Below are 26,665 nucleotides of genomic sequence, written 5' to 3'. Positions count from 1 at the left end.
TGGCGGCACGAATAACAAGGAGTAACACCCGTGCTGATCGGCGTCCCGATGGAAACCGGTGCGGGGGAAACGCGCGTGGCCGCGACCCCCGAAACCCTCAAGAAACTGATCGGCCAGGGCCACCAGGTGGTGGTGCAACAGGGTGCTGGCGAGCGCGCCAGCGTGCCCGACGCGGCCTATGCCGCCATTGGCGCCCAGCTCGGCGATGCCGCCGCGGCCCTGGGCGCCGACCTGGTGCTCAAGGTCGCGGCGCCCAATGCCGCCGAGCTGGCGCTGATGAAGCCTGGCGCCGTGCTGATCGGCATGCTCAACCCCTTCGCCCAGGAGACCCTGGACCAGCTCAATGCCCGCGGCCTCACCGCCTTCGCCCTGGAAGCGGCGCCGCGCACCTCCCGCGCCCAGAGCCTGGACGTGCTCTCCTCCCAGGCCAACATCGCCGGCTACAAGGCGGTGATGCTGGCGGCCGACCACTATCCGCGCTTCATGCCCATGCTGATGACCGCCGCCGGCACGGTGAAGGCCGCGCGGGTGCTGATCCTCGGCGCCGGGGTGGCGGGGCTGCAGGCCATCGCCACCGCCAAACGCCTCGGCGCGGTGATCGAGGCTTCCGACGTGCGCCCTGCGGTGAAGGAGCAGATCGAATCCCTCGGTGCCAAGTTCGTCGACGTGCCCTTCGAGACCGAAGAGGAGCGCCAGTGCGCCGAAGGCGTCGGCGGCTATGCCCGGCCCATGCCGGCCACCTGGATGGAGCGCCAGGCCAAGGCCGTGCACGAGCGCGCCAAACAGGCCGACATCGTCATCACCACCGCGCTGATCCCCGGTCGCCGCGCGCCCACCCTGCTGCACGAAGCCACCGTGGCCGAAATGAAGCCTGGCTCCGTGGTCATCGACCTGGCCGCCAGCCAGGGTGGCAACTGCCCGCTGACCGAGCTGGACCGGGTGGTGGTCAAGCACGGCGTCACCCTGGTGGGCTACGGCAACCTGGCCGCCCGGGTACCGGCGGACGCCTCGGCGCTCTATGCCCGCAACCTGCTGGACTTCCTCAAGCTGGTGCTCAAGGACGGGGCCTTCCACCTCGACCTGGAGGACGACATCGTCGCCGCCTGCCTGATGTGCCACGGCGGCGAATTGCGCCGCAAGAACGCCTGAGCCCCAGCCCGGCCCCTCTGCCTTTAAAGGACTGCCCCCATGGATCTGATTTCCGACGGCATCTACAACCTGATCATCTTCGTGCTGGCCATCTATGTCGGCTACCACGTGGTCTGGAACGTCACCCCCGCGCTGCACACCCCGCTGATGGCCGTGACCAACGCCATCTCCGCCATCGTCATCGTCGGCGCCATGCTCGCCGCCGCCCTCACCGTCACCCCGCTGGGCAAGACCATGGGCACCCTGGCCGTGGCCCTGGCGGCGGTCAACGTCTTCGGCGGCTTCCTGGTCACCCGCCGCATGCTGGAAATGTTCAAGAAGAAGGCCCCCAAGGCCCAGGCGGAGAAGCCCTGACATGAGCATGAACCTCATCACCCTGCTCTACCTCGTCGCCTCGGTGTGCTTCATCCAGGCGCTCAAGGGCCTTTCCCACCCCACCACCTCACGCCGCGGCAACGCCTTCGGCATGGCCGGCATGACCCTCGCCGTGCTCACCACCCTGGCGCTGATCCACAAGCTCGGCAGCGAGCTGGCGGTGCAGGGCATCGGCTACGTCATCGTCGGCCTGCTGGTGGGCGGTAGTGCCGGCGCGATCATGGCCAAGCGCGTGGAAATGACTAAGATGCCCGAGCTGGTCGCCTTCATGCACAGCATGATCGGCCTGGCCGCGGTGTTCATTGCCATCGCCGCGGTGGTCGAGCCGCAGTCCCTGGGCATCGTCGCCACCTTTGGCCATCCGATCCCCAGCGGCAACCGCCTGGAGCTGTTCCTCGGCGCGGCCATCGGCGCCATCACCTTCTCCGGTTCGGTGATCGCCTTCGGCAAGCTCTCGGGCAAATACAAGTTCCGCCTGTTCCAGGGCGCCCCGGTGCAGTTCGCCGGCCAGCACATCCTCAACCTGGCCATTGGCGTGGCCATTCTCGCCCTGGGCCTGATGTTCACCTTCAGCGGCAACCTCGGCGCCTTCGCCGTGCTGGTGGCCCTGGCCTTCGTCATCGGCGTGCTGATCATCATCCCCATCGGCGGCGCCGACATGCCGGTGGTGGTCTCCATGCTCAACAGCTACTCCGGCTGGGCCGCTGCCGGCATCGGCTTCTCGCTGAACAACTCCATGCTGATCATCGCCGGTTCGCTGGTGGGATCGAGCGGCGCCATCCTCTCCTACATCATGTGCAAGGCGATGAACCGCTCCTTCTTCAACGTCATCCTCGGCGGCTTCGGTGGGGCGACGGAAGCCGCGGCCAGTGGCGGTAGCCAGGAGCAGCGTCCGGTCAAATCCGGCTCGGCGGACGACGCCGCCTTCCTGCTGGGCAACGCCGACAGCGTCATCATCGTCCCCGGTTACGGCCTGGCGGTGGCCCGCGCCCAGCACGCGCTCAAGGAGCTGACCGAGAAGCTGGTGCACAACGGGGTGACGGTGAAATACGCCATCCACCCGGTGGCCGGACGCATGCCCGGCCATATGAACGTGCTCTTGGCCGAAGCCGAGGTGCCCTACGACCAGGTGTTCGAGATGGACGACATCAACTCCGAATTCGGCCAGGCCGACGTGGTGCTGGTGCTCGGCGCCAACGACGTGGTCAACCCGGCCGCCAAGAACGACCCCAAGTCACCCATCGCCGGCATGCCCATCCTCGAAGCTTTCAAGGCCAAGACGATCATCGTCAACAAGAGATCCATGGCCAGCGGCTACGCGGGCCTGGACAACGAACTCTTCTACCTGGACAAGACCCTGATGGTCTTTGGCGATGCCAAGAAGGTCATCGAGGAGATGGTCAAGGCGGTGGATTAAGCCATGCCCCTGCGACCGCTCGGGTGGTCGCGGGGGCAGTTCGTCGGACATTTCATTTTAACATTGCCCAATTTTCCCTTTTTTTTGTTAGCCGCAACTGCAGCACGTGCGAGATTTAGGTTGTTTTCCGTAGTAACCGATGGACTTCAGCGCAGCAAGCCCCTTGATGCGGCGCCCTACCCGACTTGACGTTTTCAAACCTGCCGCCTAACGTGAAACCCAGAAAAAGGAGGGGATCGACTAGGATACTCTTCACCTTGGGCCAAGACGCCGCCATGCACCTACCAAACACTGCTAGGGCAAGACCACGTAGGACCATCACGGCGCTCTTAGCGGCGAGTTCGATACTATTTCTGATTAGCTCCGCCATAAGATTCATTGCATCTCGCTGCTATTTATCTGGCTACCGTTGCTTGCCGCCTTGCTCTTACTTAAATTATTTCATGGCATAGAAGTAGATCCAACTCTTGCGCGCATTGTAATTTTTATTGCCCGCTGAAAGCCCAAGGCAATTAAATTGGATCCAACAGCATCAGGCTGGCTAGAATCGCTGCGTAATCAGAAAGCCTATAGCGTCATCTGGAAAATTCATCACAGTCTCCTTCATGCCCAGTAGCTAGAGATTTAACTTAACCAAGTAGATACAGCACCGAAGTCACCTAAGATAAGAGTATTTTATGAAACCAACAAAACCACCAATAGAACACCAAAAACAGCGCACTCTTAAAGATTATATAAAGTTCAAGCCTAGCCGACTAAAATCAACAACACTCACTCCTACCTTTGCGCCACCATTTACTCAGCAACATATCAAAAATACTAATCCAGAGAAATTTATATAAAATCTCAACTAAATTAGATATTCGAAATTGTTGCATTTAAATAAAATAAAACCAATTTGCGCGTTTCAGCCAAATAAAGGACACCCATGGGAAGTATAAAAATAGAAGTTGAAGAGCAACATCTTTCAACCCACCCAAAAGAGAGGGAGATTCTTCTACCCTTTCTAGATGGCTTTGATGTGACATGGGGAAAAAAGACCAGAGCTTACAATGCCACAGTATCGATGTACTTTCTCTCCCCAGACAAGCACTATAAAGAGTCTTACGGATTTGAAAATGAAATCCTACTTATTTATTCTCCATTTTCGCACATGGAACCAAGAACACTTCAGGCGGTAGAGCAGATATTTTCAACTTCACCTGCGAAGGGCAGAGTCGAAACACTTAACTATTTTTTAGTATCAGATGATGAAAACGTAGCGAAATGGCTTGACTCATATGTGTCATCACGTCAAGAAGCACGTATAATTGTACCATTTTCCGTTTCTGAACTAGATGAGGCAAAGGGAGATAACTGGTTTGTAAGAAATCGCCTCAACAAACTTTTTTTTGGAAGAGACCTATTCAACTATTCATTACCACTTGTAGAGGACACATACTTTTTCGGCCGCCAAAACTCGGTAATGGAGTACTACGGCTCCATCAAGCAGAGTGAAAACAAGGCGATATTTGGACTGAGAAAAACGGGAAAAACATCACTTTTATTCAAGATAAAGCGCCTATGTGAGTCAGAAAAAGTAGCCTCTGTTTTTTATATTGACTGCAAACAGCCTCATGTGCGGAAGGCTCGTTGGTTTGAATTGCTTGAAGATCTAGCCGCAGAGATTTCTAACAAACTTAGCATACCAAAAATAGGTAACTACACAGAACGTCAAGCATCTAAAAACTTTGTGTCACTCATAAAGGAGTGCAGAGATGCTGGCCATCGAATATGCATTATGTTTGATGAGATTGAATACATTTCATTCATCTCGCCTCGAGACAAACACTGGGTTGACGATTACATAGAACTTTGGCAGACCTTATGGTCATCGCAAAGTCAATTCAAATGCCTTAGCTTCATAATTGCAGGAGTTAATCCTAGCGTTGTTGAGTCGGACTTAGTTGATGGCGTTCAGAATCCTTTGTTTGGCATAGTACCCCACAAATATCTAACGGGCTTCAGTCAAGAAGAAGCCAAAATCATGTTGCGCAAACTTGGCAAGCGCATGGGAATGACTTTTGAATACGATGCTTGTGGTTGCATTCGAGACTGGTACGGCGGACATCCACTCCTCATTCGCCAAGCGTGCAGCACACTAAACTCGTTTATGGCGGAAACACAAGACCACCCATTTAAAGTTGACACCAATACATTCAATGCACTGAAGCCAAGAATCGATCAAGAACTTACATTTTATAGCAATCATGCTATTTCCGAAATTCGCGAATTTTATCCAGATGAATATTACCTATTTGAGCTACTTGCAACTGGCCGAGAACTAGAATTTGAAGAACTTTCAAAAGAAACCACATACACATCTCATCTCTGCAGCTACCAACTTATAAGAAAACGCGACCATGGCTACGAGATAAACATCCCTGTCATCGCTCAAAGAGTTGCCCTCGACTCGATGAAAAAAGATGGACGCGAACTGCTCTACCCGCTCATAGATAAGGACAACAGAAGCAGCTGGCTAAAGCGTAGAATTGAAGAAATATCAACTGACTTCAGCGTCTTAGAGCGACTAGCAAACCAAGGGGCAAAACCTTGCAAGCTCTTTGGTGCTAATTCCTTTCCTGAAGGCGGGAGATTATACGATACAAAAGTAGCTCAAGATAAAGACGGGTTCTCTGCCTTTATAAACACTTTAAACAGATGCTTTGTTGAATCCATCGAAAAATACGGAGCAGACATAGGCAAAAAACAATATTTCTGGAATGACATAAAGACCTCGTATGAACACCTTTGGCCAGTCCTACATAGAATAAAGGTCTATCGCAACGACATAGACCACCTTCATCTAAATTCTGCAACCACAAAAAGCTATTTTGAATTTCTAACTTCAGACTTTGAAGGAAAACAATTTTCGCAAATATCGGAGCCGTATTTTTTATTACAACAAAGAACACTGGACAGATTATCACTCTCAATCCAAAGAGAAATTGAATCTGCGTCCTAGCCTCTTGCAACCCTAGCACTTTCAAAAAATTCAAACTTTTGACTGATTGCACATTCAACATTATTAGCGAGGATACTACGGAACTGATTTATCACTTAAATTTTCGGCTGCTTTTATACATAGGCTAAAAGGACCGTCCCCATGCAAACCTCCCGCTCCCTCATGGTCGCGTTGCTACTGGCCAACACCAGCGTCGCCTGGGCCGAATCCCACGCCGCCAACGTCCAGCAGAACGGCGGTTTCAATGTGGTGAACCTGAACCAAGGCGGCGAGCTGTCGGCGCGCAACCAGGCGGATATTCAGCAGAGCGGCAGTTTTCTCAACGCTCAGGTCACCCAGCAGAACGCTGCCGATGACCGCGTGCGGGTGCTGCAGACCAATGGCAAGAGCGCTGTCGAGGTCAACCAGGCCTGGGGCTCGCGGCGTCTGGTGGATATCGAGCAGCGCGATGGTGGCTATGACCGGGTGCAGGTCGACCAGGGACCGGGCAGCGGCAACGAGACGGTGGTGCGGCAGAGTGGCTTGCGGCAGGACACCTATGTCCACCAGGACGGCGGCAATCACCGGATCGATATCGAGCAGGACAGCTATGCCGCGGGCCAGAACACCCTGACGGTGCGCCAGGATGGACTCGACGGCAAGCTGGACCTGGCTCAGCACGGTGACCGCCAGGACCTGCAGGTGACCAGCTTCGGCCTACGCAACGCGGCCTGGGTCAGCCAGAACGGCGAGGACTCCACGACGATCGTCGAACAGCGCGGCAACGACAACTACATCGGCCTCAAGCAGGCCGGCGAGCGAACCGACTCCACCGTGGTGCAACAGGGTAACGGCAACGATGCCCGGGTCCGGCATTCCAGCGGCTATTCGCGGCCCAGCACCGTCGACATCGCCCAGCGCGGTGACCTCAACCGTGCGGACGTGAATGTCTATGGCGTCGGCAGCCAGCTGACCCTGGCGCAGAGCGGTAACGGCAATGGCGCCTCCGCCACCGTCTCGGGCGAGGGCAACCAGCTGGATCTGGTGTCCAATGGCGACGGCAATGGCATCACCGCCTATTACCTCGGTAACGACGGCCAGCTGAAGGTCGATCAGCAAGGCAACGACCTCGGGGTGACGGCCTTCGTGCAGGGCAACGCCTCCAGCATCACCGCCAGCCAGAGTGGCTACCAGCACACCGCCAATCTGACCCAGAACACGGCGGGCAATGCCATCAGCATCACCCAGAGCGGCTTCTCCAACCACGCCGTCATTACCCAGTAACCTGAGATCAGCGGGGCCGGGCACCGTGCGCGCTGGCAGCGTATGCGGGTTCTCTCTGCCCCGCCCGCTCTCAATCTTTGCCTCACGCGGCCGTTATCCTTGGGATGTACCTTTCAAGGAGTCCGCGATGTCCAGCACGCTGTCGGTGAATGGCATTGGCCATGGCATCTTGCGCCCGGCCACGCTCACGCTGAGTGGCGCACCGGCCAAGTCCACTGCCGAAGATGAAGCGGCCAAGGCCACGCAAGCCAGCAAGACCAAGGGGATCGGCAAGCCCAATTCGCTGAACCAGATCAAGGACCAGGCCGAAGCCGACGCCACCTCTGGCGGCGAGAAGAGCAGCACCGGCAACAAGACCCTGGATACCCTGCAAAAGGCCATCGACATGGCCAAGCGGCAACTGGAGCTGGCGCAAAAGCAGTTGCGCGCGGTGGAGGCCCAGAGCAAGGGCAAGGGTAAGGCTGACGAGGCCAGCCAGGCCGCGCGCGAAGCCGCCCAGGCCAATGTGGCCGCCGCCAGCGCGGCGCTGATGAACGCCTATGCCGCCTATACCGAAGCCCTGAAGAAGGCCGGCGACAGCACCGGCGGGGTCAGCGCTCGAGCGTGATGCTGGCCCCCTGACCCGACCTCCTGGGCTACCCTCGGAGGCTAGTCACGATCTGGAGGGCGTACTCGTATGGCAGCCAAACTCAGCGGCAAGACCGCCCTGATCACCGGCGCGGCCCAGGGCATAGGCGCCGCCATCGCCCGGACCTTCGTGGCGGAGGGTGCCTTCGTCTATGTCACCGACCTCAACGCTGACCTCGGCCGCGCCGTCGCCGCTGAGTTGGGAGACGGTGCCCGCTACCTGCATCTGGATGTGCGCCTGGAAGCCGAATGGCAGCAGGTCACGCGGCAGATCCTCGCAGAACGTGGCCGGTTGGACGTGCTGGTGAACAACGCCGGGATCACCGGCTTCGAGCAGGGCCTGGTGGCCCACGATCCGGAAAACGCCAGTCTCGAAGACTGGCACGCGGTGCATCGCACCAATCTCGATGGCGTCTTTCTCGGCTGCAAATACGGCATCCGTGCCATGCGGCCGGCAGGGGCTGGCGCCATCATCAATATCTCGTCGCGCTCCGGGCTGGTGGGCATCCCCGGCGCGGCGGCCTATGCCTCGTCCAAGGCCGCCGTGCGCAACCACAGCAAGACGGTGGCCCTCTATTGCGCGGAGCAAGGCCTCGCGATCCGCTGCAACTCCATCCACCCCGCCGCCATCCTCACGCCGATGTGGGAGCCCATGCTCGGCGCCGGACCGGACCGCGAGGCACGCATGGCGGCGCTGGTGCGGGATACGCCGCTGCGGCGCTTTGGCCGGCCCGAAGAAGTGGCCGCCGTGGCGCTGCTGCTAGCCTCCGACGAGGCCGGCTACATGACCGGCAGCGAGCTGAATCTGGACGGCGGCCTGCTGGCCGGTTCGGCGGTGACGCCCGCGACGGCGGAAGCGCCCTAGCCGTTGAGTAGGCAAAGACCGCGGTCTGGCATTCGGCGGGCGAGCGGCTATGCCGGTGTCTCAGAGCGCCGTGTCTTCCTGCCGGTAGAGCCGCAGCCCACGCGCCTGGTAGTTGGCCAGGGCGGCCGGGTGATCGAGGGTGCAGGTATGCACCCAGACGCGCTCGGTGCCAGGCCAGTCCCAGGCGGAACGCAGGGCATGGCTCAGCAGCGGTCCACCGAAACCCAGGCCCATGAAGGCACCGGCCAGACCGAAGTAGCGGATCTCGGCATTGCGGCCATCGGGGCGGTACAACTCGTAGTAACCGGCGATGGCGCCGCGGTGATAGGCGACCCAGGTGCGGTGGCCTTCCTGCTCCACCAGTTCGCGCCATTGGGCGTCGCTCCAGCTGTCGAGATCGCTCCAATCCCACGCCTGGCCGACCAGGGCATAGAGGAAGCGATTGAGTTCGGGTTGCGGCACCTCGCACTCGACGATCTGCAGGTCAGGCCGTGGCGGTTTCTCGCGCAATTCGGTCGGCGCGGTCATCTCCAGGTAGAAGGTGGTGTAACTCTGCGTCATCGGCTGATTCCTCTGTAACGTCAAGCCCGATTGTGACCAGAGCCAGGGGAATGCCGCCAGCCTGATTGCGACCTCTGGCACGCGGCCTGAGCGCGATAGCGAGACCTTGCCCTGGAGACCTGAGGTGGTATTGGATGAGTGCCCTACCTGTCGAGGATGACCATCATGCCCCTCTCATCGCGGCTGACGCCCCTGTCCGAACAGAACACGACGGCAGAACAGCAGCGCGTGCTGGCCGAGATCCAGAGCGGTCCACGGGGCAATCTCGACGGGCCCTTCCTGGCCTGGATCCACAGTCCGGCGCTGGCCGATCATGCTCAGCGCCTGGGTGCGTTCTGCCGCTACGGCACGCGACTGGAATTGCGCCTCACCGAACTGGCGATCCTCACCACCGCGGCCTGGTGGCGCTCCCAGGCCGAATGGCAGATCCATGCCCCCATCGCCCGTCAGGCGGGTCTCCCTGAGCAAGTGATAGAGGCACTCAGGCAAGGCCGCGTGCCGGTCTTCGCGACGCCCGAGGAGGCTTGCGTGCATGCCATTGGCGTCACGCTCTACGACACCCGGCGGGTTCCCGAGGAGCTCTATCGCCAGGGCGTGGCGCTGTTCGGCGAAGCCGGGATGGTCGAGCTGATCGGCGTCTATGGCTACTACAGCCTGGTGGCCATGACCCTCAACGCCTTCGCGGTGGATCGGAGCGGCGACGCGCCCCTGCCCTTCGCCGAATAGTGCCGGCTGCTCGTGGCTACCCGGCCACCGCCGCACCGGTCGCCCGACCGCGCCAGGCCAGGACTAGGGCCATCGCCAGACCCAGGGCGGCCATGCCGGCGCCGGCCAGAGAGATGGCCGGATAGCCGAGACCGGCGTCGATCACCGCGCCGCCCAGGGCCGCGCCAAGGGCATTGCCCAGGTTGAAGGCGCCGATGTTGACCGCCGAGGCCAGGTTGGGGGCGTCCTTGGCGGCTTCCATCACGCGCATCTGCAGCGGCGGCACCAGGGCGAAGCTGGCGATGCCCCAGACGAGGATGGCTACGGCAGCCGCCAGCGGCCAGCGCATCAGCACGCTGAAGGCCAGCAGCACCAGGATGAGCACGCCCAGGGAGGCGATCAGAGTACGGTCGATGGATTTGTCCGCGGCCTTGCCGCCCCAGAGATTGCCCAGGGTCAGGCCGACGCCGAACAGCACCAGCATGGCGGTGATGAAGGCCGTGGAGCCATGCGTCTCACGGGCGAGGATGGGCGCGATATAGGTGAAGACGGTGAACATGGCGCCCGAGCCGACCACGGTCAGCCCGAGGGCGGCCAGTACCGGCGGACGACCCAGCACGCGGATCTCGGCCAGCACCCCGTCGCTCGGTGGCAGGGCCACATTGGGCAGGGCGAACCAGAGCGCGGCCATGGTCAGCAGGCCGAGACCGGCGATGCCCCAGAAGGCCTGGCGCCAGCCAAGCAATTCACCGAACCAGGTGGCCAGGGGCACGCCGCCGATGGTGGCCAGGGTCAGGCCCATGAACATGGCGGCAACCGCCCCGGCGCGCCGATCCGGGGCGACCACGCTGGCCGCCACCAGGGCACCGACGCCAAAGAAGGCGCCATGGTTAAGCGAGGTCACCACCCGGGCGATCAGCAGGCTGGTGTAGTCGGTGGCCAGCGCCGACATCAGGTTGCCCAGGGTGAAGATGGCCATCAGGCCGATCAGCAGCTGGCGACGCGGGATGCGCCCGGTGGTCAGGGTCATCAGCGGCGCGCCGATCAGCACGCCCAGGGCATAGGCGCTGATCAGGAGGCCCGCCGCCGGGATGGAGACGCCAAGATCGGCAGCGATGCCGGGCAACATGCCCATGGGCGCGAATTCGGTGACACCGATGCCGAAGGCGCCGGTGGCCAGGGCCAGCAGGGGTGGATTGATACGCATGGGAAAGGCTCCTTATCTATGCGGTGAATGCTAAGCTCCTCGCCCGAACGCCGGTAGACGGCGGTTTTGGCATGCACCTTTGCTCTGGAGTCACAAGTGGATCTGACTGGTCGCTCGGGAGAGATGGCGGTGTTCGCCCAGGTGGTCGAGGCTGGCAGCCTCTCGGCAGCGGCCAGAGCCCTGCGCCTGACACCTTCGGCGGTGAGTCGCTCCATCGCCCGCACCGAGCAGCGCCTGGGTACGCGGCTGCTGCTGCGCACCACCCGGGCCATCACCCTGACCGCCGAGGGCGAGGCCTATCTGCGCGCGGCGCGACGCATCCTGGCGGACCTGGCCGAGGTGGAAGAGGCCATCGCCGACCAGGGCGTGCCCCGCGGTCGGCTGCGGGTCAGCGCCGCCCTCGGCCATGGTCGCCTGACCCTGGTGCCGCTGGTGGCGGCCTTCAGCGCGCGCTATCCGGAAATCGTGGTGGACCTGGCACTGGGTGACGAGGTGGTGGACATCCTCGCCGGCCAGGCCGACGTGGCGATCCGCTTCGGCCAACTGGCCGACAGCCCCCTGAGCGCCCGCCCCATCGGCGTCACCGGGCAGGTGGTGGTGGCCTCGCCCGCCTACCTCGCCCGCCACGGCACGCCTCAGGTGCCGGAGGACCTGCTCGACCACAACTGCCTGAGATTCAACTTTCGCCGCGCCCTGCCCGACTGGCCCTTCGTCCGCGACGGCCAGGCCTTCGCCCTGAAGATCAGCGGCAACATCGAGTGCAACAGCGGTGAGGCCCTGGCGCTGCTGGCCCGGGAAGGCGCCGGCATCGCCCGCATCGGGGAATTCAGCGTGGCCGACGACCTGCGCAGCGGCGCCCTGGTGCCGCTGCTGGAGGCCTGGAATCCGGGCGATCTGGAGCCGATCCACGCGGTCTTCGTCGGCGGCGCCACCATGCCGGCGCGGGTGCGGGTGTTCGTGGATTTCCTGGTGGAGCGGCTGGGCAGTTGACGCGCCCTTCGACCGGCGGCGTCCCGGTGTGGGCCGGCGCTTTCCCACCTGCGTCATTCGCCAAGCCGGTCCGCTTGTAATAGTCTGAGCAATCAACACGCTTAGATCGGGTCCGTGTCGCGGCGTCATCGCCCACGAGAAGGCCGCTCGCTGCCCGTTGCGGCGGCCCCTCCTGCTTGTCGCTGTCGCTACCGACGGCGGTACGTCCCAGGCCCCTCTTTCCTCGCCCCGCAGGAGCTCTCTTGTCCAACCTTCCCTCGCCGCTGGCCTTTCTCGACGTCCCCGGTGAAATGGCCGCGCTGATGCGCCAGAAGGACTGGTCCCAGACGCCCTTCGGCCCCCTGGAGACCTGGTCGACGGCGCTGCGTTCGGCGGTCAGCATCTGCCTCGGCTCGCGCTTCCCCATCGTGCTCTACTGGGGCGAGACCCGCGCCCTGATCTACAACGACGCCTGGAGTCCGGTGCCGGGGCGCAAGCATCCCTGGGCGCTGGGGCGCGCCGGCTGGGAGGTCTGGGCGGAGATCTGGGACATCATCGGCCCGATGTTCGATCACGTGATGGCCACCGGCGAGGCGACCTGGTCGGAAGACCAGTTGCTGCCGCTGAACAGATTCGGCTACGTGGAGGAGTGCTACTTCTACTACAGCTACAGCCCGGTGCGCGGCGAGACCGGCGCGGTGGAGGGCATCTTCACCGCGGTGACCGAGACCACCTACCGGGTGCTGACGGAACGGCGCGAGCGATTGCTGCGCAACGTCTCCGAAGCCACCTCGGCGACCCGCGCGGCGGTGGACGCCTGTCGCGAAGGGGTGCGCTGCCTGCATGAGGTGCCGGAGGAAGCGCCCTTCTGCCTGGCCTATCTGCGTGACGCCGCCACCGGCGCCCTGAGGCGCGTGGCCCTGGCCGGGCTGGCCGAGGACGATCCCCTCGCGCCGCTGGAGATCACGGCGGACAGCGACGCCCTGCCCTGGTCCTTTGCCGCGGCCCGCCACGCGCCAGCGCTGATCGGCGGGCTGGCCGAACGTCTGGAGGGCCGCCTGATCGGCACGCCCTGGCCGGAGCCGCTGGAAGAGGCCCTGGTGGTGCCCATCCCCGGCCCGCCGGGCGAGGAGCCCCATGGCTATCTGGTCGCGGGCATCAGTCCACGACGGCGGGTGGATGCCGACTACCGGAATCTCTTCGTCCGCGCCGCCGGGCACCTGGGCACCGCCATCGCCAATGCCCAGCGCTACGAGGAAGAACGCCGCCGCGCCGAGCAGCTGGCCGAACTGGACCGCGCCAAGACGGCGTTCTTTTCCAACGCCAGCCACGAATTCCGTACGCCGCTGACGCTGATGCTCGGCCCCCTGGAAGACATGCTGGCACGCCCGGATCGCACCGCGGGCGAACCCCGGGTCGGTCGCCAGGAGCTGGAACTCATCCAGCGCAACGGCCAGCGCCTGCTACGCCTGGTGAATTCGCTACTGGACTTCTCGCGCATGGAAGCCGGCCGGATGCGCGCGAGCTTCGCGCCCCTGGACCTGGCGCTCTATACCGCGGAACTCGCTAGCAGCTTTCGCTCGGCCATGGCCCGCGCCGGCCTGGCCTTCGGCATCGACTGCGGCCCCCTCGACGAACCGGTCTGGGTGGATCGCGATCTCTGGGAAAAGATCGTCCTGAATCTGGTCTCCAACGCCTTCAAGTACACCCTGGCGGGCGAGGTGCGGGTCAGCCTGCGGCGCCAGGATGGCTGTGCCGTGCTGGCGGTCGCCGACAGCGGCGTCGGCATCCCGCAGAGCGAACTGGGCAAGGTGTTCGACCGCTTCCACCGCATCGAAGGCCAGATCGGCCGGACCCACGAGGGCACCGGCATCGGCCTGGCGCTGGTCAAGGATCTCACCGAGCTGCATGGCGGCGAGGTACGGGTCACCAGCCAGATCGGCGTGGGCACCACCTTCGAGGTGTGGCTGCCGTTCGGCCACGCCCATCTGCCCGAGGCCAACCGGGTCAGCGCGACCCAGGTGTCCACCGCCACCCGCGCCGACACCTTTGTCGCCGAGGCCCTGCGCTGGCTGCCGGACGAGCCGCTCCCCAGCGCCCCGGTGACGCGCGACGAACAGGTCGGGGGTGGCCAGGGGCGCGGCGAGCGCATCGTCCTGGCCGACGACAACGCCGACATGCGTGGCTATGTCGAACGGTTGCTCAAGGAGTCCGGCTACCAGGTGGAAGCCGTGGCCGATGGCCGCGCCGCGGTCGAGGCGGTGCAGCGGCAACTGCCGGCGCTGGTGCTGTCCGACGTCATGATGCCGGTGCTGGACGGCTTCGGTGTGCTGCGCGCCCTGCGCAGCGACGAGGGCACCGGCCAGGTGCCCATCATCCTGCTGTCGGCACGGGCCGGCGAAGAGGCCTCCATCGAAGGCATCGCCGCCGGCGCCGACGACTACCTGGTCAAACCCTTCAGCGCCCGCGAGCTGATCGCCCGGGTGGAAGGCGCCATGCGCCTGGCGCGACTCAGACGCGAGACCGCCGATGCCCTGCGCCAGGCCAACGAGGTCCTGGAAATCCGCGTCCGCGAACGCACTCGCGAGCGTGACCAGCTCTGGGCCTACAGCCACGACCTCATCGGCATCGCCGACAGCCGTGGCATCTGGGTCAGCATCAACCCGGCCTGGACCCGTACCCTGGGCTGGACGGTGGACGAGATCATCGGCAAGACCTCGGAATGGCTGGAGCATCCCGAGGATCGCCAGCGCACCCGCCAGGAGATCGCCCAACTGGCGGCCGGCGCCGCCAGCTTCAATTTCGAGAATCGCTTTCGCACCCGCAGCGACAGCTACCGCACCCTGTCCTGGACCGCCGTGCCCGAAGGCGGCCTGCTCTATTGCGTGGCCCGTGACGTCACCGTCGAGCGCGAACGGGCGCTGGAGCTGGAACAGGCGCGGGACGCCCTGCGCCAGAGCCAGAAGATGGAAGCCATCGGCCAGCTCACCGGCGGCATCGCCCATGACTTCAACAACCTGCTCACGGCGATCACCGGCTCGCTGGAATTGCTGCAGCGCCATTTGAACGGCGAACAGCCCCGCGCCGAGCGCTACATCGGCATCGCCATCGCCTCGGCGCAGCGGGCCGCCGCTCTCACCCAGCGCCTGCTCAGCTTTGGTCGGCGCCAGGCGCTGGATCTGCAGCCGGTGGACGTGAATCGGCTGGTCACCGGCATGGAGACCCTGATTCAACGCACCCTCAACGAGAACATCCGCCTGCAACTGCAGCTCGATGCGGCCACCTGGTCCACCTGCAGCGATGCCAACCAGCTGGAAAACGCCCTGCTCAATCTCTGCATCAATGCCCGGGACGCCATGATCCAGGGCGGCCAACTGGTGATCACCACGCGCAACCTGCGTGACCCCCGATTGCTGATGCTGCCCGAGCGCCTGAGCGGCGACTATGTCGAGCTGGCGGTAGAGGATACCGGCAGCGGCATCCCGGCCGCCGTGCTGGAAAGGGTCTTCGAGCCCTTCTTCACCACCAAGCCGCAGGGCAAGGGCACGGGGCTGGGCCTGTCGATGGTCTATGGCTTCATCAAGCAGAGCGGTGGCTACATCGACCTCCACAGCGAGGAAGGCCGCGGCACCCGGGTCAGCCTGCTGTTCCCGCGCCATCAAGGCGTCGCCAGCGAAGCCGTGCCGGAGGAAGTGGCGCTGCAACCGGGTCGCGGCGAGCGGGTGCTGGTGGTGGAAGACGAACCCGGAGTGCGCCTGCTGATCGTCGAGGTGCTCAAGGACCTGGGCTATACCGCCCTCCAAGCCGAGGATGCGCCCACCGCCCTGGCGCTGCTGGAGCGCGAGCCGCAACTGGACCTGGTGGTCTCCGACGTGGGCCTGCCGGGGCTGAACGGCCGCGAGCTGGTGGAAGAGATCCGTCGCCAGCGCCCCGGCATCGCCGTGCTGCTGGTGACCGGCTACGCCGAAGAGGCCATGGACGTGCAGCGCTTCCTCGGCCAGGGCATGCAGCTGCTGCAGAAGCCCTTCGCCATCGAGGTGCTCAGCGAGCGCATCCAGGGCCTGTTGCAGGACCGTCGCGAGCGTCCCTGACCAGGGTTTGCGCCCTGGGCGGGAAATCCTGGGGCTGGCGCCTGTCCTATCCAGCCAGGTCGGACCGACCGCCCTCTGTCGCCAGCGGCGCGGGGGCGGTGCGACCTCGCTTACCCCTCAGGTTTTCAGGATACCCGCGCTCCCTATGTCTTCCTCCCGCTCCACCGCTCCCGCCGCTGACCCTGATCAGAAGGCCTCCGCCCGGCGACTGATCTTTATCACCGTCCTGGTCGCCACCATGGGCGCCCTGGCCTTTGGTTACGACACCGGCATCATCGCCGGCGCCCTGCCCTTCATGACCCTGCCCGCCGACCAGGGCGGCCTGGGCCTCAACGCCTACACCGAAGGCCTGGTCACCGCCGCCTTGATCGTCGGCGCGGCCTTCGGCTCGCTGGCGGCGGGCTATCTGGCCGACCGCTATGGCCGGCGCACCACCCTGCGCCTGCTGTCGATCCTCTTCGTCGTCGGTGCCCTGGGCACCGCGGTAGCGCCCTCGGTGGAGCTGATGGTGGCCGCGCGCTTCGTGCTCGGCCTGGCGGTGGGCGGCGGTTCGGCCACGGTGCCGGTGTTCATCGCCGAGATCGCCGGGCCCAAGCGCCGCGGTCGCCTGGTGAGTCGCAACGAGCTGATGATCGTCAGCGGCCAGCTGCTGGCCTATGTGCTCAGCGCCCTGCTCGCCTGGCTGGTGCACGAGAACGGCATCTGGCGCTATATGCTGGCCATCGCCATGGTGCCGGGCATCCTGCTGTTCGCCGGCACCTTCCTGCTGCCCACCTCGCCGCGCTGGCTGGCGGCCAAGGGCCGGATCGAAGAAGCCGAAGCCGTGCTGGAACGCCTGCGCGACACCCCTGAGGAGGTAGCGCGCGAGGTCAAGGAGATGCGCGAGAGCGAGGAGCAGGCCAAGCATCGGCCGCCCTTGCGCGAACTGCTGAGCCAGGGTTGGGTGGTCAAGTTGCTGCTGCTGGGCATCGGCCTGGGCTTCGTCGCCCAGTTCACCGGGGTCAACGCCTTCATGTACTACACCCCGATCATCCTCAAGAGCACCGGCATGGGCACCAGCGCGGCCTTGACCGCCACCATCGGCAATGGCGTGGTCTCGGTGATCGCCACCCTGCTCGGCATCTGGGCCATCGGCCGCGCCGGGCGCCGCACCCTGCTGCTGGTCGGCCTGGTGATCGTGGTGCTGGCGCAACTGGCGCTGGGCAGCGTGCTGCTGTGGCTGCCGCAGAACCTCACCCAGAGCTACCTGGCGCTGGCCTGCATCCTGGTGTTCCTGCTGTTCATGCAGATGTGCATCGCGCCGGTGTACTGGCTGTTGATGTCGGAGCTGTTTCCCAACCAGGTCCGTGGTCTGCTGACCGGGGTGGCGGTGGCCGTGCAGTGGCTGTGCAACGCCACCGTGGCTTTCAGCTTTCCGGTGGCTCTGGAAGCCATCGGCAACTACACCTTCTATGTTTTCGCCGCCATCAATGTGGGGTCACTTCTGTTCGTCTATTTCTGCTTGCCGGAGACTCGGGGCAAGTCGCTGGAAGAAATCGAACGCCATCTGAAGAAAGAGTTATAGCGAGTCGTTAGCTGACCGATCGACGATTTTCCGACTTGCTGCGGACCAAATGGAATAATTTTTCTTGCCGTATCAAGTCGGAATTATCCAGGCCGATGCAGAGTGAAGGCATGCTGCCGTCACTCTTCGCGCCAGGGCGCGACCGGGGCTTTCGATGAACATCAAACAAAAACTCACATCGCTTTTCGCGGTAACCGCCTGCCTCCCGGTGATCCTGGTGGCGGGCGTGGTCATCATGAACGTCCGCAGCCAGGCTACCGGGGACTTCCTCGACGGCAGCGGGCGCGAAATCCGCCAGATTGATCGCAACATCCAGCAGTTCTTCTCCGGCATCCAGCAGAACGTCGACTTCCTGGCCAAGGAGCCGAACATCCTGGCGCTGGAAGGGCTGAAGAACTACAGCGGCGCCGATGCCGCCCAGATCCCGCAGCCAGAAGCCGGCCAGCAGGCGCTGAGCTATTTCACCCGCTTCGCCAAGACCCATCCCACCACTGCCTACCTGTCGGTGGGCCTGGCCGATGGCGGCTACATCAGCTGGCCGGACGACGCCAAGCTGGCCAACTACGACCCGCGCGTGCGGCCCTGGTACCAGGCGGCCATCGCCAATCCGGGCAAGGTGGTGCGCACCCCGGCCTACTACTGGGCCCAAGACGATGTCGCCCTGATGGGCATTGTCCGAACCATGGAAGACGCCAACGGCAAGGTCCGCGGCGTGGTGGGCCTGGACATCTCGCTCAAGCAGCTCACCGACCTGGTCAAGAGCATCACCCTGGGCCAGAGCGGCTATCTGCTGCTGGTGGAAGACAACGGCAACGTGCTGGTGGACCCCCGCGATCCCAAGCACAACTTCAAGCAGCTCAAGGAACTGGGCGACGCCTACCAGGCCCTCAGCGGCATCCAGAGCGGCCTGGGTGAGGTCACGCTCAACGGCACCGACTACATGGTCAACGTCTACCCCGCCAAGGATCTGGGCTGGAAATTCATCGGCCTGATCGAGCGCAACGAGGTGATGGGCAAGGCCACCGCCCTGACCTGGCAGATCGCCGGCATCACCGCCGTGCTGGCGCTGTTGTTCGCCGTGCTCGGTGCGGCCTTTGCCGGCATGATCGTGCGACCGATTCGCGGCGTCTCCGCGGGCCTCGAATCCATCGCCCAGGGCGAAGGCGATCTGACCAAGAGCCTCAACGTCCAGGGCAAGGATGAAACCGCCGCCCTGGCCGGCTGGTTCAACCAGTTCCTCGCCAGCATCCGCCAGTTGGTGCAGCGTATCGGCCAGGCCTCCACCGACCTGCAGCAGGCGTCGCAGACCACCACCCAGGCCGCCGCCAGCATGAACGAGGTGGCTGGGCGCCAGCGCGAAGCCGTGGAAATGGTCTCCACCGCCTTCAACGAGATGGTCGCCACCTCCAACGAAGTGGCGCGTTCCTGCAGCCACGCCGCGGCCTCCGCCGACGCCGGTCACCACCGGGTGCAGGAAGGCTACGGCCAGATCGAGAAGGCCACCGGCAACGTCAACCGCCTCAGCGGCAGCCTGGCCGAGTCGGCCCAGGCCATGGCGGTGCTGGAGCAGGACAGTCACAACATCAACACCATCCTCGACACCATCCGCGGCATCGCCGAACAGACCAACCTGCTGGCGCTCAACGCCGCCATCGAAGCGGCCCGTGCCGGTGAACAAGGTCGTGGCTTCGCGGTGGTGGCCGACGAGGTCCGCGCCCTGGCCAAGCGCACCGCCGATTCCACCGGCGAGATCGACGGCCTGCTCGGCAACCTGGCGCGCAAGACCCAGGAGGTCACCCGCCAGATCGAGACCAGCCTGGAGCTGTCGCAGACCAGCGTGGCCTCCATCAGCGAGGCGCGTGGCAGTTTCGAAGGCATCCGCCAGTCGGTGGACGAGATCCGCGACCAGGCGCTGCAGATCGCCGCGGCAGCTGAGGAGCAGCACCAGGTGGCCGAGGACATCAACCGCCACATCGCCCAGATCCAGGACGACGCCCAGCAGGTGGAAGGCCTGGCCCAGTCCACCACCCGCGACTCCTCGCGCCTGTCGCAGCTGTCGGGTGAGCTGGATGGACTGGTGAGACGCTTCAAGGCCTGATGGCTGGTTGAGCGAGCGAAAGCCCCGCGGGTGATCCCGGCGGGGCTTTTTTGTGTGGCCGAGCGGGGTAGAACGTAGCGTTGGGCTTCGCTGCGCTCAGCGCCAACCTACGGGTGCACCGTAGGTTGGGTTGAGACGGCCCTATAGTCGAAGCCCAACACCCCTCACCTCAAGCCCCGGACGGCGAACCCTGGTCGCGATCGCCGCGTAGGCTGCTGTGGGCCGCCTGGCAGATCTCGCGCAGGCCGCTCTTGAGGCCCTCTTCGAGGGTGGGGTGATAGAAGGGCATGTCGAGCAGCGAACTGGCGGTCTCGCCATGGATCAGCGCCAGCACCAGCAGGTGGCCGATATGGTCCATGCCCGGCCCGACCATGGCGGCGCCGGTGAGCTTGCCGGTGCCTGGCTCGGCATAGAAGCGGACGATGCCCTGGTTGCGCGCCTCGACCCGGGCGCGGCCCTGGTCATGGTAGGAGGAGGTGCCGATCAGGCTGTCGTCATCGGGCGGACTGCCCAATACGGCCACCGGCGGATCGGTGAAGATCAGCGAAAACAGCGGCGATCTCGGTGTGGGCCGTACCCCGGGATAGCAGGCGGCATTGTGCCCGGCGATGGCGCCCTCGTCGGAGGCCTCATGGAGGATCGGCCGGTCATGGTCGGCATCGCCAGCGATGAAGATCGACGAGGACCCGCACTGCAGTGTCTTGGGGTCGTAGACCGGCGTGCCATGGTCGTCCAGCTCGATGCCGGTGGTTTCCAGGCCCAGGCCCTTGAGTCGCGGCGGACGGCCAGCGGCCACCAGCACATACTCGAAGTCGCCCTCGCCGGTCGCGGCACCGGACCAGGACAGCCGCACGCCCGCGCCCTCACGGCGGGCATCCACCTCGACATTCAGGTACAGGGTCAGGTCCTGCGCCAGGATCCGGTGCAGCTCGGCCTTGACCTCGGCGTCCTTGAGCGCGCCCAGGCCGTCGTCCTGGCCGAACAGGGTGACGGCCACCCCGAGCCGGGCCATGGCCTGGGCTAGCTCCAGGCCCACCGGACCGGTGCCGATCACCGCCAGGGAACGTGGCAGATCGGGCAGCTCGAAGAGCGTCTCGTTGGTCAGGGCCCGGTCGCCGAGCGCATCGAAAGGCTCGGGGACCAGGGGATAGGAGCCGGTGGCGATGATCACGCTACGGGCCTTAACAGTCTTACCATTACTGAGCTGCAGTCGATCCGGCGCCACGAAGCGGGCGGTGGCGTGCTGGGCGACACCCTCGGGTAATTTCTCAAAACCTTGTTTGGTTGCGGCGACGAAATGATCACGCTCACGTCGTACCCGCGCCATGACGGCTGCGCCATCGACGCCCACGTTGCCCACCTCGATGCCAAAGAGGCCGGCGCGCTGGACGGCGTGATGGGCCTCGCCGGCGACGATCAGCAACTTGGAAGGCATGCAGCCCACCGAGGCACAGGTGGTACCGGCCCAGCGGTCATCGATCAACAGGGTGCTGGCGCCCTGGCGCCGGGCGGCGCGTTCGGCGGCGAGGCCCGCGGTTCCGGCGCCGATCACGGCGACGTCGCACTGCAGATCGGCGGGGGTCGAAGCGGCTACAGGGTCACTCATCTCATCACCTGAGGTTACGGAGGGTCACCCGACTCGCGCCAGGACTCCAGCTAGTGACCCCAAGCGCAGCGTTGAGGTTGCATCCTCAAGGCGTGACCCACTTCGACAAAAAACCGACAATTCTTGTCAGGACCGTCAAATTCTATGCCACTCGTCACCTTATACTGGCGATCTGGAACCATTGAGGCTTCATATCCTCAATTAGCCAACTTATATGGACGCAGGCATTCACATGGAACGTGACATCAGCAAGATTCCGCTCATCAACGATTGGTCCTACCTGATCGCCCTGGAAACCGGTCTGTTCACCCGTGGTGAACTCAGCGGCACGGTGCTCAAGGCGCTCAACGACCAGGCCCGCCTGCTCTCCCGTCGCTACCTGGTGCAGAAGTCCAAGCTGGACGTACGCAAGCTGTCGCCGGCCGAGACCGAGATCCTCGATACCCTCAGCGACACCGCCGCCAGTCTGAGACGCCGCCAGCGGCTGCCGCACAACATCGTCAAGAGTCTCAGAGCCGGCGGCCTGATCGCCGCCGTCGAGCGCAGCGTCTGCGCCTCGGGCATCCTGCAGTGCCACAACGGCTTCTATGAAGACGGCCTGGAGCCGGGCGCCTTCGAACGGATCGTCATGCGCCACCCACAGGAATTCGGCGATCACGCCCGCCAGAGCGCCGCCCTCTATTTCGCCCAGGAGCCCTTCGCCCTGGAACAACCGCAAGAAGCGCACGACCAACCGCTGCAGGCCAGCGCCTGATGCACGAGGCGCGCGCAGCGCAAGGGGCGGCCGGGAGGCCCCAGACCCCGTTCGCCTGCGCGCGTCTCGTCGCCCCCGCCGCCTCTCGCGGTACCGCTCTCCCGGAGTCCTGGCGCATGACGCCCGCTTTCGCGCCGCTCAGCCCCCCATAGCCCCTGCCCTCGCCGGCTGGCCGATCTCGCTGATCGTGTCGGCTGTCGCCCTTTCGTTGCCGGTATAGCCGGCAGCGGCCTTTGCCTGCGTCCGTCGCGCTGACGGGCGTTCCCGCCGATGCCGTGTGCGTCGCCGTCCGCCTGGAGTCCGCTCCCGGGCGGCGGCCGCGGCATGGGCCACGGCTGCGAGGAGCAGACATGACCACCGCCCACGTCCCCCAGGGACGCAACAACTTCGATTTCCTGAGATTCGCCGCGGCCTCCACCGTGGTGATCGGCCACGGCTTCTGGCTCTCGGGTCACATCGGCGCCGAGCCGATCCTCAACTTCACCGGTTTCACCGACGCGGCCAACATCGCCGTATATGTGTTCTTCGTGATCAGCGGCTTCCTGATCACGGCGTCCTTCCAGCGCAGCCGCAATCCGCTGGATTTTCTCGCCAAGCGCGCCCTGCGGATCTTTCCAGCCTTGATCGTTTCGGTGCTCTTCTCGGTGCTGGTGGTGGGCTGGCTCGCCACCAGTCGCGAGACGAGCGCCTACTTCAGCGATCGCCAGACCCTGGGCTTCTTCAAGAACATCCTTTTGATGACGCGCTTCGAACTGCCCGGCGTCTTCACCGGCAATCCCTTTCCCGACACGGTGAACGGCAGCTACTGGACCCTGCCCTACGAGGTCTTCATGTACCTGTCGCTGCTGATCATCGGGGTGCTGGGGCTGCTGACCCGCTCGGTGGTCATGGCCACCCTGGTGGTGCTGGTGGTGGGCAACTTCCTACTGCTGCCGCAGATGGGCATCGCCAGCTTCGTGCTGCACAAGGTGTTCAGCCTGGGCATGTTCTTTTTCGCCGGTGCCCTGCTGCAACTGGCCGGGCCGCGCATCCCCTGGCGGCTGGACCTGGCCCTGGCGCTCTGTCTGCTGTCGCTGGCAGCCATCGTCTGGCACGTGCTGCCGGTGATCCACCTGGTGTCCCTGGCCTATGTGATCATCTACCTGGCCCAGGTACAGGTGCCGGTGCTACACGGCTTCGGCCGCTTCGGCGACTATTCCTACGGCCTCTACCTGTTCAACTTCCCGGTCCAGCAGTTGCTCATGCACTGGTTTCCCGACAGCTTCTCGCTGCCCGGTTTCCTGGTGGTGAGCTACGTCCTGACCCTGGGCCTTGCGGTGCTGTCCTGGCACCTGATCGAGGCGCCGGCACTGAAATTCAAGCCGCGGCGCCAGGCCCCCACCGCCCCGGTGGCCCCCGTCTGACGGGCAACGGCCGGTCGACTCAGCCGAGGCGACCGGCCAGGGCGAACCCGGCCAGGGTCAGCAGCAGCGATCCCAGCACATGGGCGGTGATGGTGAGCGCCGCCCAGCCCAGGCGACCGCTCTGCAGCAGCGTCACCACCTCGGCGGAAAAGGTCGAGAAGGTGGTGAAGCCGCCGCAGAAGCCGGTCACCAGGAGCAGTTTCCATTGCACGTCCAGCCCCGGATAGCGAGCGAACAGCCCCAGCGCCAGACCGATGACGAAGCCGCCGACCAGGTTCACCAGCAGGGTGCCCATCGGCAGCAGCGGGAACAGTGCATTCAGCCGCAGACCGACCCACCAGCGGCAGGCGCTCCCCAGGGCACCACCGAACATCACCGCGAACAGCGCATAGGGCATCTCGAACTCCTCTCAACGACGACGGGCGGCGACCAGCAGCACGGCAATGCCGGCCAGGGCTGACAGCAGCGAGCCCAGCAGCACCCCGATCTTGACCTCGTCGACCAGGAAGGGCGCACCCGGAAAGGCCAGGGCACCAATGAACAGGCTCATGGTAAAGCCAATCCCGCAAAGCAGGGCCACGCCATAGAGCTGCAGCCAGCTGGCACCCTCCGGCAGCCGCGCCAGGCCACTGCGGATAGCCAGCAGCGCCATCAGCGAGATGCCCACCTGCTTGCCGAGAAACAGCCCCAAGGCGACGCCCAGCGGCACCGGGTCCAGCAGATTGCCAAGGGAAATGCCGGCCAGGGAGACCCCGGCATTGGCGAAACCGAAGACGGGCACGATGAGGAAGGCCACCCAGGGGTGCAGCACGGATTCCAGCCGGAGCAGCGGCGAGGCGTCGTCGGCCGCGCTATCGCCCAGGGGAATGAACAACGCCAGGATCACCCCGGCCAGGGTCGCGTGGATGCCCGAGCGCAGCATGCAGAACCACAGCAGCGCCCCGACCAGCAGATAGGGCAGCAAGGCGGTGACCTTGAGGCGGTTGAGCACGAACAGCACCGCCACCAGCCCTGCCGCGGCCAGCAGCATGCTGGCGGAGAGATCGCTGGTATAGAACAGGGCGATGATCAGCACCGCGCCGAGGTCGTCGAGGATGGCCAGCGCCGAAAGGAAGACCTTGAGCGACACCGGCACCCGCGACCCCAGCAGCGACAGCACGCCGAGGGCGAAGGCGATGTCGGTGGCGGCGGGAATCGCCCAACCCGAGAGGGTCTGGGGATCGTGGCGATTGACCAGGGCATAGAGCAGCGCCGGCACCAGCATGCCGCCCAGGGCCGCGAGGCCCGGCAGGGCGCGATCGCCCCAGCTGGCGAGTTGGCCGACCGCCATCTCGCGCTTGATCTCCAGGCCCACCAGCAGAAAGAAGAGGGCCATCAGGCCATCGTTGATCCAGTGACCGACGGAGAGCCCGCCGACGTACCAATGCAGGCTGGCGAAGTAGCCCTCGGCCAACGGCGAGTTGGCGGCGATGAGGGCGATGGCCGCGGCGACCATCAATACGATGCCGCCGGCGGCCTCGGCGGCGCAGAAGCGCTGAACGAAGGCCAGGGCCCTGGTGGGGGATAGCAGGGATGACATGGGCAGCAGGACTCCTGCGCGGCGGCCCGACCTGCGCTCGATTCAACCTGTCCTACCGCGCGACTGCGGCGACACCCAGCCGATAATCCTACTACGGCGGACGGCCCCTCGCAGTAGAAAATCCACCTGGGGCGGCAGACGCTCTGGAGCGCTGCCTGACCGCTGGAAGAGGCGGCACGGGGGCCAGTTCGGTCTTGCCAGGGCGGCGTACAGGGAGGACCATCAGCGCCCTCGTTCTGCCTAGCAGCTGCTTTCCCATGTCCCAGGAACCCCTTACGCCGTCCCCCTCGCCTTCCCTTTCCGCGCGCCTGGCCCAGGGTCTGCGCGCCTTCTGGCCCGCGCCGCTACCCATCGACGGGCGCGAGCGACTGCGCGCCAGCCTGGGCGCCGGCCTCGGCATCCTGCTCGCGGCGCTGCTGGCGGCCTGGTGGCTGGAAGGCCAGCCGGTGCATCAGCACGGCGCCCTGGCACTGGCCCTGGTGGCGCCGCTGGGCGCCAGCGCCGTGCTGGTGTTCGCCCTGCCCTCCAGTCCCCTGGCGCAGCCCTGGTCGGTGGTGGGTGGCAATACCCTGGCGGCGCTGATCGGCATCGCCTGCGCGCGGTGGATTCCCGAAGCCAATCTGGCCGCCGCCGTGGCGGTCGCCCTGGCCATCGCCGCCATGTTCACCCTGCGCTGCCTGCACCCTCCGGGCGGCGCCTCGGCGCTGCTGATGGTGCTCATCGGCGCCCAGGACTTCAGCTATGCCTGGAGTCCGGTGGCGCTGGACTCGCTGCTGCTGGTGAGCGCCGGTCTGCTCTACAACAACCTGACCCGGCGCCCCTGGCCCCATGTGCCACGCCCGGCCGAGCCGAGCAGCGAAACGCGCCTGCAGCGCGCCGACCTGGACGCCGTGCTGGCGCGCTACAACCAGGTGCTGGACATCAGCCGCGACGACCTCGCCGAATTGCTCGAACAGGTCGAGGCGCGCGCCTACCAGCGCAAGATGGGCGAACTGCGCTGCGCCGACGTCATGAGCCAGGAACCGGTGACGGCCCGCGCCGAGATGCCGCTGCAGGAAGCCTGGGCGCTGATGCGCGCCCGGCGCATCAAGGCGCTGCCGGTGGTGGATCGCCAGGGCTATCTGCTGGGCATCGTCACCGTCGCCGATTTCATGCGGCAGATCGACCTGGACGTGCACGAGGGCCTCGGCTGGCGCCTGCGCTCCCTGGTCCGGCCGAAGGCGCGCCAGGACGAACACAGTGTTGGTCGCATCATGACCCGCACCGTGCGGGTGGCCAGCGCCGACCGCTTGCTGATCGATCTGGTACCGGTGTTTTCCGAGAACGGCCACCGCCACATCCCCATCATCGACGGCTCGCGCCGCCTGGTCGGCATCATCACCCAGTCGGATCTGATCCGGGCACTGTACCAGGCGGTGCGCGTCTAGC

The 26,665-nt window shown here is 64.5% G+C and carries 20 protein-coding genes and 1 pseudogene; 16 read left to right on the top strand and 5 right to left on the bottom strand.

The window, feature by feature from the left end; all coding sequences use genetic code 11:
- The first annotated feature begins 30 nt into the window (after nucleotides 1-30).
- The 7 genes from NRG74_RS21155 (at nucleotide 31) to NRG74_RS21125 (ending at nucleotide 8,700) form a co-directional block, all read left to right on the top strand.
- Entirely contained in the window at nucleotides 31-1,149 is a 1,119-nt protein-coding gene (locus NRG74_RS21155) for a Re/Si-specific NAD(P)(+) transhydrogenase subunit alpha (RefSeq protein ID WP_257705243.1), read from the top strand.
- 39 nt (nucleotides 1,150-1,188) lie between these two features.
- The gene (locus NRG74_RS21150) at nucleotides 1,189-1,503 is read left to right on the top strand and encodes an NAD(P) transhydrogenase subunit alpha (RefSeq protein WP_059316180.1); all 315 of its coding nucleotides are present in this window, start codon (nucleotides 1,189-1,191) and stop codon (nucleotides 1,501-1,503) included.
- A 1-nt stretch (nucleotide 1,504) separates the two neighbouring features.
- Nucleotides 1,505-2,941, top strand: coding sequence for an NAD(P)(+) transhydrogenase (Re/Si-specific) subunit beta (locus tag NRG74_RS21145; protein WP_257705242.1), 1,437 nt, complete (start codon nucleotides 1,505-1,507; stop codon nucleotides 2,939-2,941).
- A gap of 928 nt (nucleotides 2,942-3,869) precedes the next feature.
- A complete protein-coding gene (locus NRG74_RS21140; protein WP_257705241.1) occupies nucleotides 3,870-5,945 on the top strand; it encodes an ATP-binding protein in 2,076 nt (691 codons plus the stop codon).
- Nucleotides 5,946-6,086: 141 nt separating this feature from the next.
- Nucleotides 6,087-7,208, top strand: a complete 1,122-nt coding sequence (locus tag NRG74_RS21135; protein ID WP_257705240.1) for a hypothetical protein — start codon at nucleotides 6,087-6,089, stop codon at nucleotides 7,206-7,208.
- A gap of 127 nt (nucleotides 7,209-7,335) precedes the next feature.
- Entirely contained in the window at nucleotides 7,336-7,815 is a 480-nt protein-coding gene (locus NRG74_RS21130) for a hypothetical protein (RefSeq protein WP_257705239.1), read from the top strand.
- Between the two features lie 69 nt (nucleotides 7,816-7,884).
- Nucleotides 7,885-8,700 (top strand): SDR family oxidoreductase, encoded by an 816-nt coding sequence (locus tag NRG74_RS21125; RefSeq protein ID WP_257705238.1) that lies wholly within the window; start codon nucleotides 7,885-7,887, stop codon nucleotides 8,698-8,700.
- A gap of 60 nt (nucleotides 8,701-8,760) precedes the next feature.
- On the opposite strand, the gene NRG74_RS21120 is transcribed toward NRG74_RS21125, so the two are convergent.
- A complete protein-coding gene (locus NRG74_RS21120) occupies nucleotides 8,761-9,261 on the bottom strand; it encodes a GNAT family N-acetyltransferase (protein ID WP_257705237.1) in 501 nt (166 codons plus the stop codon).
- Nucleotides 9,262-9,426: 165 nt separating this feature from the next.
- Between NRG74_RS21120 and NRG74_RS21115 the strand changes: the two genes are divergently transcribed.
- Nucleotides 9,427-9,987, top strand: coding sequence for a carboxymuconolactone decarboxylase family protein (locus tag NRG74_RS21115; RefSeq protein WP_257705236.1), 561 nt, complete (start codon nucleotides 9,427-9,429; stop codon nucleotides 9,985-9,987).
- A 16-nt stretch (nucleotides 9,988-10,003) separates the two neighbouring features.
- Here NRG74_RS21115 and NRG74_RS21110 read toward each other — a convergent pair whose 3' ends face one another.
- Nucleotides 10,004-11,173 (bottom strand): MFS transporter, encoded by a 1,170-nt coding sequence (locus tag NRG74_RS21110; protein WP_257705235.1) that lies wholly within the window; start codon nucleotides 11,171-11,173, stop codon nucleotides 10,004-10,006.
- A gap of 96 nt (nucleotides 11,174-11,269) precedes the next feature.
- Here NRG74_RS21110 and NRG74_RS21105 point away from each other — a divergent pair, with 96 nt between their 5' ends.
- From NRG74_RS21105 to NRG74_RS24775, 5 genes and pseudogenes are all read left to right on the top strand, one after another.
- A complete protein-coding gene (locus NRG74_RS21105; RefSeq protein ID WP_257705234.1) occupies nucleotides 11,270-12,163 on the top strand; it encodes a LysR family transcriptional regulator in 894 nt (297 codons plus the stop codon).
- Between the two features lie 242 nt (nucleotides 12,164-12,405).
- Nucleotides 12,406-16,233: an ATP-binding response regulator gene (locus tag NRG74_RS21100; RefSeq protein ID WP_257705233.1), complete on the top strand. Its 3,828-nt coding sequence runs from the start codon at nucleotides 12,406-12,408 to the stop codon at nucleotides 16,231-16,233.
- A 145-nt stretch (nucleotides 16,234-16,378) separates the two neighbouring features.
- Nucleotides 16,379-17,797 carry a sugar porter family MFS transporter gene (locus NRG74_RS21095; protein WP_257705232.1) on the top strand — a complete coding sequence of 473 codons (1,419 nt, stop codon included), beginning with the start codon at nucleotides 16,379-16,381 and terminating at the stop codon, nucleotides 17,795-17,797.
- 154 nt (nucleotides 17,798-17,951) lie between these two features.
- Nucleotides 17,952-18,992 (top strand): annotated as a pseudogene (locus NRG74_RS24780) (cache domain-containing protein); the annotation flags it as partial.
- Between the two features lie 135 nt (nucleotides 18,993-19,127).
- Nucleotides 19,128-19,895, top strand: coding sequence for a methyl-accepting chemotaxis protein (locus NRG74_RS24775; RefSeq protein WP_371099765.1), 768 nt, complete (start codon nucleotides 19,128-19,130; stop codon nucleotides 19,893-19,895).
- A gap of 169 nt (nucleotides 19,896-20,064) precedes the next feature.
- Here the strand turns inward: NRG74_RS24775 and NRG74_RS21085 are convergent, their stop codons facing one another.
- A complete protein-coding gene (locus NRG74_RS21085) occupies nucleotides 20,065-21,501 on the bottom strand; it encodes a dihydrolipoyl dehydrogenase (protein ID WP_257705230.1) in 1,437 nt (478 codons plus the stop codon).
- Nucleotides 21,502-21,733: 232 nt separating this feature from the next.
- Here NRG74_RS21085 and NRG74_RS21080 point away from each other — a divergent pair, with 232 nt between their 5' ends.
- Together NRG74_RS21080 and NRG74_RS21075 are read left to right on the top strand one after the other, a co-directional pair.
- A complete protein-coding gene (locus tag NRG74_RS21080; protein WP_064308453.1) occupies nucleotides 21,734-22,255 on the top strand; it encodes a hypothetical protein in 522 nt (173 codons plus the stop codon).
- 350 nt (nucleotides 22,256-22,605) lie between these two features.
- Nucleotides 22,606-23,658: an acyltransferase family protein gene (locus tag NRG74_RS21075; RefSeq protein WP_173149170.1), complete on the top strand. Its 1,053-nt coding sequence runs from the start codon at nucleotides 22,606-22,608 to the stop codon at nucleotides 23,656-23,658.
- Between the two features lie 19 nt (nucleotides 23,659-23,677).
- Here NRG74_RS21075 and crcB read toward each other — a convergent pair whose 3' ends face one another.
- Nucleotides 23,678-24,055, bottom strand: coding sequence for a fluoride efflux transporter CrcB (gene crcB, locus NRG74_RS21070; RefSeq protein ID WP_017638665.1), 378 nt, complete (start codon nucleotides 24,053-24,055; stop codon nucleotides 23,678-23,680).
- 12 nt (nucleotides 24,056-24,067) lie between these two features.
- Nucleotides 24,068-25,237 (bottom strand): Na+/H+ antiporter NhaA, encoded by a 1,170-nt coding sequence (gene nhaA / locus NRG74_RS21065; protein WP_257705229.1) that lies wholly within the window; start codon nucleotides 25,235-25,237, stop codon nucleotides 24,068-24,070.
- A gap of 257 nt (nucleotides 25,238-25,494) precedes the next feature.
- Here nhaA and NRG74_RS21060 point away from each other — a divergent pair, with 257 nt between their 5' ends.
- Nucleotides 25,495-26,664 (top strand): HPP family protein, encoded by a 1,170-nt coding sequence (locus NRG74_RS21060; protein WP_257705228.1) that lies wholly within the window; start codon nucleotides 25,495-25,497, stop codon nucleotides 26,662-26,664.
- Nucleotide 26,665 lies beyond the last annotated feature (1 nt).

This window comes from Pseudomonas oryzihabitans, assembly GCF_024652905.1.
Classification (GTDB): domain Bacteria; phylum Pseudomonadota; class Gammaproteobacteria; order Pseudomonadales; family Pseudomonadaceae; genus Chryseomonas; species Chryseomonas benzopyrenica.
Note: the sequence above shows the minus strand (reverse complement) of the source record. Positions and strands in the feature narration are given on the sequence as shown.